The 12,961-nt window shown below is 36.5% G+C and carries 7 protein-coding genes; all 7 read left to right on the top strand.

What is annotated here, in order from left to right; genetic code table 11:
* The first annotated feature begins 44 nt into the window (after positions 1–44).
* The 7 genes from ACM39_RS15540 to ACM39_RS15570 all read left to right on the top strand — a co-directional run bounded on the left by ACM39_RS15540 (position 45) and on the right by ACM39_RS15570 (position 12,957).
* A complete protein-coding gene (locus tag ACM39_RS15540) occupies positions 45–2,945 on the top strand; it encodes a T9SS C-terminal target domain-containing protein (RefSeq protein WP_048511952.1) in 2,901 nt (966 codons plus the stop codon).
* 137 nt (positions 2,946–3,082) lie between these two features.
* Positions 3,083–5,935, top strand: a complete 2,853-nt coding sequence (locus ACM39_RS15545) for a T9SS C-terminal target domain-containing protein (protein ID WP_048511953.1) — start codon at positions 3,083–3,085, stop codon at positions 5,933–5,935.
* A 111-nt stretch (positions 5,936–6,046) separates the two neighbouring features.
* The gene (locus tag ACM39_RS15550) at positions 6,047–9,445 is read left to right on the top strand and encodes a T9SS type B sorting domain-containing protein (protein ID WP_048511954.1); all 3,399 of its coding nucleotides are present in this window, start codon (positions 6,047–6,049) and stop codon (positions 9,443–9,445) included.
* Positions 9,446–9,605: 160 nt separating this feature from the next.
* On the top strand, positions 9,606–10,394 hold the full coding sequence (locus ACM39_RS15555) for a hypothetical protein (RefSeq protein ID WP_048511955.1): 789 nt from the start codon (positions 9,606–9,608) through the stop codon (positions 10,392–10,394).
* A gap of 202 nt (positions 10,395–10,596) precedes the next feature.
* Complete coding sequence (locus tag ACM39_RS15560; protein ID WP_048511956.1) at positions 10,597–11,379, top strand: DUF6759 domain-containing protein; 783 nt, start codon at positions 10,597–10,599, stop codon at positions 11,377–11,379.
* Between the two features lie 91 nt (positions 11,380–11,470).
* Positions 11,471–12,148: a tRNA (guanosine(46)-N7)-methyltransferase TrmB gene (trmB, locus tag ACM39_RS15565; protein ID WP_048511997.1), complete on the top strand. Its 678-nt coding sequence runs from the start codon at positions 11,471–11,473 to the stop codon at positions 12,146–12,148.
* Between the two features lie 188 nt (positions 12,149–12,336).
* Positions 12,337–12,957 (top strand): DUF6759 domain-containing protein, encoded by a 621-nt coding sequence (locus ACM39_RS15570; protein WP_048511957.1) that lies wholly within the window; start codon positions 12,337–12,339, stop codon positions 12,955–12,957.
* Positions 12,958–12,961 lie beyond the last annotated feature (4 nt).

Here is a 12,961-nt window from a genome sequence, read left to right on the forward strand (position 1 = left end):
CAAATATTGTATTATTTTTGTAGAAATCCTAATTCCCAACCCATATGAAAAGATTTCTACTCAGCTTAGTATTAGTTTTTTTTACAGCCAGTAATCTCTTTGCACAAAGAGATACAGATCACTGGTTTGCGCCGATGGCAGCAAGGTCATCCGCATTGAGCTCCTTTTATCAAGGTTTATATTTTTCAACAGACTCTGTTACTCCATTTCCGGTAAATATCTATACCAATGATGCTTCCGGAAATAGTGTAGTGATAGGTACTGTTACGATTAGTAAAGGTGACCCAAAGGTTTTCACCTTCCCGACTACACCAGCTATACCGGGTGTAAACCCTACCACTGCTATGGTAACAGCTACCGCAGGTGAAATGTTTACCAAAGTAAATAAAGGTATATATACCCACGGAGAGAAACCCTATTTTGTAAACTACAGATTCTCTGTGACAAGTCATGGTGAAATTCTTACTTCAAAAGGTAAGGCTGCATTAGGAAAGAAATTCTATGTAGTTTCAAGTCCTGTTACAGGTTTAACCTCAGCTACTTATTTAAACTTTACATCCGGAATCATTGCAACAGAAGATAACACAACTGTAACGGTTTCCGGATACGGTGCAGGCGTTCAATTTTCAAATGGTACAAACGGAACTAATACTCCAACAATGACTGTCAACCTAAACAGAGGGCAATCATATATCATTGAAGGGCAAATGCCAAGTACACCAAGTGCTAACCAAACAGGCTTTATTGGTGCAAAAATAGAATCAGACAAACCAATATCAATAACTAACGGTAATTTTAATGGCCAGTTTGCATTATCCCCTCCCGGAGGTTTTTCAGGTACAGATATTGTTATGGATCAATCGGTACCTACTGATAGATTAGGTAATGAATTTGCTTTAGTAAAAGGCAATGGTAATATTACTGACGGTGTAGAAGATGCCATAATCGTAGCTACGGAAAATGGCACTGAAGTGTATGTAAATGATGGTACAACTCCTTTGGTTACACTTAATGAAGGACAGTGGTTTCGTGTAAGTGAAGGTCCTAACGGTACGTTTATCAATAGATATATCAATCAGGGGAATGACCATTACAATATGCGTATAAAAACATCAAAAAATGCATATGTTTACCAGCTTTTAGCGGGTCTTCCCAACTATAATGCAACAGAAGGGTTTAATTATATTCCGCCTTTGAACTGTTTTTTACCTAGAAAAATTGACGAGATTGCGATGGTAAATATTTTACCTCCAACTACGAATACTGTAAAATTAAATATTCTGACCGAAACAGGTGCGGCAGTTACTGTAAATGGGGCTCCCCTACCTCCAGCTCAAGGTCCATATCCAATAGCCGGAACTACAGACTGGGTATCTTATTCAGTACCAAACGCCACAGGAAATATTACGGTAACCTCAACTAAAGCTGTTACTGCAGGTATCGCAGGAGGTAGTGGTGCAGTAGGATATGGCGGGTATTTCGCCGGATTCTCTTCAATTCCTGTAATTGCAAAAAAAACAGGAGAATGTGTACCTGGCATTATACTGGAAGTAGATGACAGCTATGAGACTTATCAATGGTTCAGAAATGGTGTTGCCATTACTGGAGCTACAGTAAATACATACACCCCTACACAATCAGGAAACTTTACGGTAAAAGTAACAATGGGAACCTGCCCTCCGGTTACAACGCCAATCTATAAAGTACAGACATGTCTGAAATTGACGACCAAAGATGTAACAATCTGCGGAACAACAATTATTACACCTGCATTTACGAGTTCTACGCAAACCCCGGTTCCGGGAACTGTTTCCATTCTTACAGCTCCCACCCATGGTACTGCAACTTTAAATACATCAACAGGTGTCATTACATATACTCCAAATGCAGGATATTTAGGACCAGATAAGATTGTTTATACATTCTGTGGAAATGATGCCGAATTTAAAGACTGCGAACAAGTGACTTTAAACTTGAATGTAGTTCCTTTCGTTATAAAAGATGCTACTATAGAATCTTGTCAATACGACACCAATCCTTATGCTGAATTTGATTTAACAACAGCACCGGTAACAGATTATCCTTTAGTAACTAAACAATTTTACCTTACATTAGCCAACCTGAACGCAGGAGTGAATATGATTGCAGATCCTGTACATTATCAGTCTGCAGGAGGAGTGGTTTATGTGAAAGTAACGACCAACGAAGGATGTACAGCCAATGCTAAAATTACTTTAGTGGCAAAACCAATCACAAAGTCTCCACTTCTGGTTGACCAATATATCTGTATTGATGCAAGGACAAACATAGACGCAGGTCCGGGTTATGATTCTTACCAATGGAATACAGGAGCTACAACTTCGGGAATTCAGGGTGTCAGCCCAGGATTGTATACCGTTATTTTAGGTAAAAACGGATGTTTCCTTACCCAAACGGTAAAAGTAATCAAGGCACCTGATCCGGTAATTACTCAAATCGAAATTTCAAATAATACAGCAACTGTAATTGTAAACGGAGGAAAACCACCCTATCAGTATGCCGTAGACGGAATTGCAAACTGGCAGGATTCTAATGTGTTTACAGGTTTATCAAGAGGACAACATACATTCTACGTCAAAGATACATACAACTGTACACCAACTTCAGTAGAGGTTACAGTACCTAACTTGATTAATGCCATCACTCCAAACGGAGACAACGTAAATGACGTCATTGACTATAGCGAATTGGCTTACAAAAACAATCTTTCATTCGTCATCTATGACAGATACGGAAATAAGATATTTACCGGAGACAAATTCAACAATTATAAATGGGACGGTAAACATTATGACAAAAAAATTATAACGGGTACATATTGGTATCATATCAACTGGAATGAGCCAAATAAGCAAAATACCCCAATAAAATACACTGGCTGGATTTTAGTGAAAAATATTGACTAACATCTTAAAAGTGAAAATTAAGGACCACGATTATCAAATCGTGGTTTTTTTATTATTTTTTTTAAATTATTTTGAAAATTTTTCTTAAAAGTCTTAAATATTCTTTTATTTTTGCACCAATCCTAATTCCCGATTTTATGAAAAAACTTTTACTGAGTTTTGTATTGATTTTCATGTCAATACCACTCTTTGTTTTTGCACAAAGAGACACAGAACACTGGTTTGCACCGATGGCAGCAAGATCAAGTGTTCTATCTAGCCCTCAACAGGCTTTATACTTTTCTACAGATTCTACAACTCCGTTTCCTGTAGAAATTTACAGTAATAATGCCGTCATTGGTACCGTTACTATCAGCAAAGGAAACCCACAGACATTTACTATTCCTTTGAATACAATCATTACATCAGCTTCATCAGAGTTATTTACCCCTATAAACAAAGGATTGTATACAAAAGGGACGAAACCTTATTTTGCCACCTTCAGATTCTCAGTGACAAGCCACGGTGAAATTTTAACCTCGAAAGGAAAAGCAGGAATCGGAACAAAATTCTATGCAGTAGTTTCTCCAATTGAAAATATTACCGTAGGAACAACCTCTCCTCTTTTGAATTTCACCACCGGCATTATGGCAACCGAAGACAATACTACCGTTACGGTTTCAGATTATTCTCCTGATGTGGTATTCACCAATGGAAATACAGGCCTTACTAATCCTACCCTTACTTTTACATTAAACAAAGGCCAATCTTATATTATTGAAGGCATGGGAAACAGTGTCGGAAATAAAGATGGTTTTATGGGAGCTAAAATAGAATCTGACAAACCTATTTCTGTGACCAATGGAAATTTCAACGGACAGTTTGCTTTGACGGGATCTTTTGATGGTTCTGATATTGTAATGGATCAATCTGTTCCTGTAGACCGATTAGGAAATGAATTTGTCGTGGTAAAAGGAAACGGAAACATCAGTGAAAAAATGGAAGATGCCATAATTGTTGCAACAGAAGGCGGAACACAGGTTTTCATTAATGACTCAACGACACCTGCAGTTGTCCTTAATGAAGGAGAGTATTACAGAGTCAACAAAACGAATAATAATAACTACATCAATCAAGGTAATGAACATTATAATATGTACATTAAAACTTCAAAGAATGTATATGTTTATCAGTTGTTGGCAGGAGTTGCAGCAAGTAATGCAACCATTGGATTTAACTATATCCCGCCATTGAACTGCTACTTGCCGAGAAAAATTGATGAAATAGGGATGATCAACATCCTTCCTCCTACTACAAACAACGTTAAACTAAATATCCTGACAGAAACAGGAGCTGCAGTTACGGTAAATGGTGCTACGCCTCCTGCTTCACAAGGACCTTACCCTGTTTTAGGAACAACGTCTTGGGTATCTTATTCGGTCCCGGGAGTTACAGGAAACGTTACCGTTACATCATCAAAAGCAGTTACAGCCGGTATTTCCGGAGGTAGTGGTGTTGTAGGATATGGTGGATATTTCGCCGGATTCTCTTCAATTCCGGTAATTGCAAAACAAACAGGAGACTGTATTCCGGGAATCGTACTCGAAGTAGATGACAGCTTTGATTCTTACCAATGGTACAGGGACAATACTGCTATTCCGGGAGCTAATGCCAATTCATACACACCCACACAATCCGGAAATTATACTGTAAAAATTACGGTTGGATCTTGTCCTCCTATTACGACACCTGTATATAAAGCATATACATGTTTAGTGGAAACTACAAAAAATGAAACAGTTTGTGATGGCGTGAAAACAATCATTCCGGAGTTTACAAATTCAACACAGGTAGTAGTTCCAAGTACAGTAACCATCATTACACCTCCTACAAATGGAAATGCTGTAATAGATCCTGCCAACGGAGTTATCAGTTATGCCCCAACTTTCGGATATATTGGTCCGGATATGATTAAATATAAATTCTGTGGAAATAATCCAAATTTTACAGATTGTGAAGAAGTAACTTTAAATTTAACAATTTCTGAAAGCCCAATTGTTACAAATGCAATTTTAAGATCTTGTTTCATTGAATCAAATCCCGCTACGGCTTTATTCAACCTTACAGCAGCATTGGTAACTTCACAAACAGGAATTACTAAGACATATTTCCCGTCTCCGACAGATGCACACAACGGTACAAACCAGATACCAAATCCGGCAAACTATATTGCTCCAAATGGTGTAGCTTACGTGAAAGTGACCAACGCTAACGGCTGTTATAGAATTGCAGAAGTTACACTTGTAGTACTTCCGCCAGTGAAATCAACAGTTTTGGCAGATAAAATTATTTGTATGGAAGATACAACTATTTTAGACGCCGGTCCAGGATTCAATGGCTATGAATGGAGCACAGGAGCAACTACTCAGACCATTTCAAACGTAGGTGTAGGAACATATTGGGTAAATCTAAAAACAGGGGACTGTATCACAAGACAAACTGTAAAAGTGTATCCTGCAGAACAGCCGGTTATTACAAGCATTGAAATTTCAACCACTAATCTTACAGTATCTGTAATTGGTGGATCAGCACCTTATCGATATTCTTTAGATAATATACACTGGCAAGATTCTAATATCTTTACAGAAGTCCCAAGAGGCATCGGAGTAGTATATGTAAAAGATGCTTATGACTGTGAGCCTATTGAAGTAGATTATACAAACCCGAATATTATCAACGTAATCACTCCAAATGGTGACGGGGTAAATGACGTACTTGATTATTCGGCTTTAGCGGGTAAAACAAATCTTGTATTCAGTATTTACGACAGATACGGAACCAAAATCTATCAGGGAGATAAAAGCAATGACTATAAATGGTCAGGAAACGTCGGAAATGGCAAAAAAGTTTCTACCGGAAGCTATTGGTATGACGTGAGCTGGAGCGAACCAAATAAAAAACAAACTCCTATAAAATTCACAGGTTGGATTTTAGTAAAAAACAGAGAATAAGTATTTATCAATAACTATATAAAAACCACGATTTTAAAATCGTGGTTTTTTGTTATTTTTTCAACATATTAATACTTTTTATTATTAAATTTGTGATAAATCAACTGCTGAATGAAGAAAATTTTATCCTTTTTTCTTATATTATATATTTTCTCTACCACTTTTGCTCAATTAGATAGAGAACATTGGTTTGCGCCCATGATTGACAGAACCGGAAATCCAAATCCGTTTCAGAAGCTCTATCTATCTACAAACCGTACAACACCGTTTCCTGTAAGCATTTATAATAATAATATCTTGATCGGAACCGTAAATATCAGCAAAGGTAATCCCCAGAAATTTGATGTATTGAGAACCTATATTATCACTAGTCAACAGGCAAATCTATTTACCCCCATCACAAAAGGATTATATTTAAAAGCAGACTTTCCTTTTTATGCTAATTTAAGATTTTCAGTATATAATCACGCTGAAATAATTACATCTAAAGGAATTCCGTCAACAGGGAAAGTTTTTCACGCAGCAAATGCTCCGGTTACAGCCCTTAATCAAATTCTGAATTTCATGACAAGTGTATTGGCTACCGAAGACAATACTACTGTTACGATTTCTGGGTATAAGCCCACAACTCAATTTTCAAACGGAACAACAGGAGCTACCAACCCGACAATGACTTTCACTTTAAATAAAGGGCAGTCATATATCATCGACGGAATCGGAAACCTTTCCGGAAACTCTGACGGATTTATCGGAGCTAAAATTGTAGCCAACAAACCTATAAATGTTACAAATGGAAACTTTAACGGACAATATGCGGGAAATTTCCCTTCAAGCTCGGATATTTTAATGGATCAGGCAGTCCCTGTAGAAAGGCTGGGAAGCGAATTTGCCCTGGTAAAAGGTAACGGAAATATCGGAACTCATATGGAGGGAGCTATCGTCATCGCTACAGAGGACAATACCCAGATTTTTGTCAATAACGAAACGGCAGCTCTTGCGACTCTGAATACAGGGCAATATTATGTTATTCCGGATTTAAAATATCAGCTACAGGGAAGCGGGCATTATAATTTATATATAAGAACTTCGAAAAATGCTTATGTTTATCAGATTCTCGCGGGAAGTGCAGGTTCTGGAAATGATACAGCTACAGGAGGATTTAATTTTATTCCGGCTTTAAACTGTTATCTTCCAAAACAGATTGATGAACTGGGCTTAATTAATGAAAACTTCGTTCATTCAAATAATAATCCTTCTGGAATTTTAAATATCCCGACTAAATTAAACTTAATTACAGAACGTGGCGCAGCAGTAACCGTCAATGGAGTTACTCCTCCAGCCTCCACAGGGCCTTTCAGCATGATAGGAACCCTGAATTGGGTTACCTACGGAATTCCTAATGTGACAGGAACAATTACTATAGCTTCAGACAAAGCCATTACCGCAGGTATCACAGCAGGAAGTGATGCTGTAGGATACGGGGGCTTCTTTGCAGGGTTTCCAACCCAACCGGTTATTTTAAAATCCGGCGGGGAATGTGTTCCGGGAATTATACTTACCGTTGATCCAATTATTTATAACGCTTATCAATGGTATCGAAATGGGGCAATCATTGCGGGAGCTACAAATCCTTCTTATACCCCGACACAATCCGGTTATTACACCTGTGCGGTAACGATGGGAAGTTGCGCGCCGCTTATAACAGCTCAGTATAAAGTTCTGAACTGTATGAAGCAAAGCACTGCAACTTATGACGTTTGTGTGGATAAAACAATTACCCCAGCTTTCAGCAGCTCGGCTCAGACACCTGTACCTTCTACAGTAGCGATTACAACACCGCCAACATTGGGAACGGCAACGATTAATACTACAACAGGAGCAATTACTTATACTGTAAATAACCCTGGAACAACTGGTACAGATACATTTACCTATACATTTTGTGGAGATGATCCGGATTTTACGGATTGCGAAACAGTGACTGTTACGATTAATATCGAAGCTCTCACAGTACAAAACGTAACGTTGAATGCTTGTAATGTGAACGGACAGGGAACTTTTAATCTGTCAACAGCAAATGTTACTAATAATTCGCCAGTAACAATTACGTACTATCCTACTTTAATTGATGCTCAAAATGAGAACGCTGCGGCTTTAATTACAACACCAACCGCATATACAGCAGCCAATGGAACCATTGTATATGCCGTAGTCAAAAACCCTATAGGATGCAAAACAATTGCTCAGATCACCCTTAATCTATTTAGTCTTGCTGTAATCGTGCAAAACTATAATGGAGTGTTTTGTGATGATAATTTGGACGGAATCGTTACGGTAAATCTTTCAAACATCACTCCTATCGTCCTGAATAACCCAACTTATTTTACTAATATAAGATATTATGCAAACTTGGCAGATGCCAATTCAGGAAATAACAACACGCTTCCTAGCAACTGGAGCTACACGGCAACTACAACTATTTATATAAGAGTAGACTCTCCTGACGGATGTCCTCCTGTTGTTCAGCCTTTGACTTTCAGTATCGGCGCAAAATTACCTTTGATAAAAAACTCTGTAATTACATCCATATGTGATGATGATCTTGATGGAACTGCGTCAGTAGATTTAGTTCAGTTTATCTCTCAATTTACTACAGACCCAACTGTTACGTATAGTTTTTTTGGGACTTTGGCGAATGCCCAGAACAATATTTCTCCAATTACCAGCCCTGTAAATATTACAGGAACTCAAATTATTTATATAAGATTTGAAAAACCTAATGCCTGCCCTGAAATTGCCTCAATCAGCATTACCATTAAAAAACCTAAAAAATCAGATATTTTAGTAGATAAAATTATTTGTCCAAAAGCAAAAACAACCTTAAATGCAGGTCCCGGTTTTGAGGCTTATTTATGGAATACAGGTGCTACAACCTCTTCTATTGATAATGTTGCCGTTGGAAGTTATTGGGTAGATCTTACATTCAATGGCTGTGTTTACAGACAATATGTAAATGTGACCGAATCACCGTTACCAGTAATTACCTCGATTGACATCGACGGAACAACGGTGACTATCGGGGTAAGCGGCGGCCAGCCTCCATATGAATATTCTCTGGACGGAGTAACCTGGCAAAGTACAAATGTATTTTACAATGTACAAAGGGGCGGTCATACTATTTATGTCAGAGACTCTCAGCAATGTGCCGTAGTTGACAGACCTTTCACTATCATCAATTTAATTAATACTATTACTCCAAACGGAGATGGTCATAACGATACTATTAATTATTCAGGATTAATGACAAAAGATAATGTAGAATTTAGAATTTTTGACAGATACGGCGCAGAAGTTTTCAGAGGAAGCCCCTCAAACAATTTTATCTGGGATGGAAACATGAAAGACAGACCTGTGAATACAGCAACCTATTGGTACTTCATCAGCTGGACAGAATTTGGTTCTCTTACAAAGGTAAAATATTCAAGCTGGCTATTAGTAAAAAACAGATAATCAAATCTTACCAATAAACATTTGTCATAATTTTAATGGCAAGATTGATACTTATAACATTCATTAACAGTTTAACATAAAAGTTTAATATAACTTTAACCACTTTTCACTAATTAACTAGGTATAAATTCCTTCATTTCTATGTAATTTTGCCTATTATATGAAGAAACTTATTACTCTATTGCTGCTGACTTTTCTAGCTAAAGTTAATGCACAAATATATTCCGGAGAGGTATTTCTAAGGGACAATTCGGTTTTATATCTTAATCAGGTATATGTAACGAATCTAAATACACAGAAAACTGTTCTTACAGACTACAACGGAGATTTTAATCTTCAGGCAAATCCGGGTGATATTATCCGTTTTACGTCTATCGTCACTGAAAGGAAAGACATAAAACTTACTCCGCAAATGTTTGAAACAAGAAGTTTCATTGAGTTGAAAATTGCATATCACGACATCCAGGAAGTTGTTATCAACAGATTCAGACCTACAGGAAATCTGAGGTATGATGTGAATTCTTTAAGAAAAGAAGATAAAGCATTAGCTATCAAAAAGGTAATCGGCTTACCGGAGCCCAAAGGTGACGGAAACTCACCGGTGCTTCCAGTGGCAGGGCTTAGAGACGGCGGACTTACCTTCAGTTTAGAAAGTATCTATGATATCCTTTCCGGGGAACGCAAGAAAAAGCAACGTTATATTGCCTACGAAAAAATGAATAGCTCTGTTACTCAAATTAAAAATTATTTAGGAAAAGATTACTTTACAAGGTTTAAAATACCTGAGAACCTGATTGACAATTTCCTACAATTTGTTTATAGTTCAGAAAATATTGAGCCATATATTAATTCGGGTAATTTCGAAGCAGTAAAAATCCCAATTGAAAAATATTTACCTATTTATCAAAGAAGGCTTAGAAATTCTCATCTTCAAGATGTTATAAAATAAAAAATACCTCATTAATTTAAAAAATGTGCTACATAGAATTTTATATAGCACATTTTGCTTACATATTGGAAATATGTTTAATTTTATATCACAATTTTGTGTTTAAAATAAAAACAACAATCTCACGTTAAAGCCTTAAACACTAATAACCAAAACGCATATTAAAGAAAAAAGAATTACCTTTAACATAACATTAGTGTGAATGAAAAAAATACTTCTACTCTTTAGTGTAATTTTATTTGTAAGTCTTTCTGCCCAGCAAAGAGGTAAAGATTACAGCAATATTCTAAAAAGTAAGAGCATTTACGAAATAAATGCTTTCCTCAGAGATGCCCATCCTGATGATCCCCGAAGATCGGTTCTAAAGCCAAGAGTGATGGAAATGATGAAAGAATATATCAAAAATGCTCCTCCAAACGACTCAAAAGTAAAACAAATGCAGGAATGGCTTGCCATGCTGAAAAGAAGACCTTCTACAAAAATTACTTTTGATGAAATGAATGCCATTATCAAACAGAAACAGATCGCAAAATATCAAAGAGAATTACAGGTAGGTCAGTCAGCTGTGGTTTATACACCAAGTGCATCGCAAAATGTTTATATTGCCACTCCTGCTGTTACAACTACCGTAGCAGCAATACCTGATGCAGAAGCCTCTGAATTTAATATGCTGATGGGCGAAAATCCTGTGGAACATAAAAATAAAACCGTAAAAATATTAAATTCTTTATTCGATAATGATCCTTATGCAAAAGAGTGCATTGTTATGATCGAAAACAAATCTGATTGCAATATTATTGTAAGAATGGAAGGTGTCGGAACTACAAAATACAGGCTCCCGGTTCCTGCACATGGTGATAATTCTATTGTAGTACAAAAAGGAGACTATTTATTTACCAGCATAGTTTGCGGTTCCCAATATGCTTCCCAGAAAACAATTCAGAAGCCGTTGATAGTTGCTTTAGGAAGTTCAGTAAAGAAATAACATTTTTCGCTTATCATACCGTTTTTTAACTTTAAAAAGCAATATGATATCCCCTATTTTTGTTATTTTTGCAGGATTTTATTTTTCAATCATGGGCAAGAACAAACTGGCAAGATTTGCAGAAAACAAAATATTACCAAACGTAATTCAACCAACAAGAGAAGAAGCTTTAAAAACTTTCGAACTTAAAGGAAACTGGAGAAGAGATTTCTTCAAAAACGAAAATCCGATTGTGCTTGAATTAGGTTGTGGAAAAGGAGAATACTCTGTAGGTTTAGCCAAAACTTTCCCCGAAAAGAATTTTATCGGAATCGACATCAAAGGTGCAAGGTTTTGGTTTGGAGCGAAAGAAGCCGTTGAAAAAGGGATGAACAACGTGGCTTTTCTAAGGTCTCAAATCGAATTGGTTGATAATTTTTTTGCTGAAAACGAAGTAGATGAAATCTGGATTACGTTCCCCGATCCTCAGATCAAATACAGACGCACAAAACACAGACTTACTCATCCCGACTTTTTAGACAGGTATAAGAAGTTCTTGAAACCGGGAGGAATCATACACTTAAAAACAGATTCCGAATTTTTGCATGGCTATACTTTAGGCTTTTTACAAGGTGCAGGTTATGAGATCATTACCGCTCATCACGACATTTATGGAGCTCCGGAATATGATCCTAACACGCCTCACTTAAGAGATATCAGAACTTATTATGAAGAGTTGTTTTCTGCAAAAGGAAAAACAATCACATATATAAAATTTCGAATTAATTAAACAGTGAAAATACACACATGAAAAAAATCCCTCATCCTTTCTCTATAAAAAATTCAACTTACTTTACAGTGTAAGGTTAATATTCCCAACCCTAAAACTGATAAGGCGTAAACTTTACAGCCTTCTAAAAGCACATCTCTATTAAAGGGTTTAAATGAAAATTTAAATCTAATAAAAACATATTATCAATGAGAAAAAAGACTATTACTTTCCTGCTATTAGCTTTAGTTCCAAGTATTGTTTATGCTCAAAAAAGCGCAAAAAACATCCTAAAAAGTACAAATATTGCAGAAATTGAAGCCTATTTAAACTCAACACACCCGGAAGATCCAAAAAAAATTGTATTAAAGCCTAAACTTATTGCTTTAAAAAATGAAGCCTGGACAAAAGGAGCAAAAAATTCCAAACCTATGGAAGCACGGCCTATCGTTACAGATATACCCAGCAGTGTAATGAGAAATTCCGGCAATGCAGAAGAATTTAAACGGCTAATTACAGAAAACAGCACGGAACACAAAGACAAAACGGTAAAACTTCTCAATGCAATGTTCAACGAAGATATTAGCAGTAAGGAAGCTATACTTTTATGCAAAAATAATTCGGATTGTAATATTATTGTAAGAATTCAAGGTAAAGATTTTTATAATTTAGCTGTCCCCGCTCACGGAGAAAATTTTATTGTAGTAAAAAAAGGAGATTATATACTGACAAGTAATGTATGTGATTTACTGTACAGTTCAAAAAAAGAAATAAAAAAAGGAGTATTAATAACATTGAATAATCCTGTAGAAAAAAATAGAATACCTTAAAGAG

The organism is Chryseobacterium sp. FH2 (genome assembly GCF_001045455.1).
In the GTDB taxonomy this organism is placed as follows: domain Bacteria; phylum Bacteroidota; class Bacteroidia; order Flavobacteriales; family Weeksellaceae; genus Chryseobacterium.

Coding starts and splice junctions, on each gene's coding strand:
- ACM39_RS15560 (WP_048511956.1), top strand. CDS start 10,597: ATGAAAAAAATACTTCTACTCTTTAGTGTAATTTTATTTGTAAGTCTT.
- ACM39_RS15550 (WP_048511954.1), top strand. CDS start 6,047: ATGAAGAAAATTTTATCCTTTTTTCTTATATTATATATTTTCTCTACC.
- ACM39_RS15555 (WP_048511955.1), top strand. CDS start 9,606: ATGAAGAAACTTATTACTCTATTGCTGCTGACTTTTCTAGCTAAAGTT.
- ACM39_RS15545 (WP_048511953.1), top strand. CDS start 3,083: ATGAAAAAACTTTTACTGAGTTTTGTATTGATTTTCATGTCAATACCA.
- ACM39_RS15540 (WP_048511952.1), top strand. CDS start 45: ATGAAAAGATTTCTACTCAGCTTAGTATTAGTTTTTTTTACAGCCAGT.
- ACM39_RS15570 (WP_048511957.1), top strand. CDS start 12,337: ATGAGAAAAAAGACTATTACTTTCCTGCTATTAGCTTTAGTTCCAAGT.
- trmB (WP_048511997.1), top strand. CDS start 11,471: ATGGGCAAGAACAAACTGGCAAGATTTGCAGAAAACAAAATATTACCA.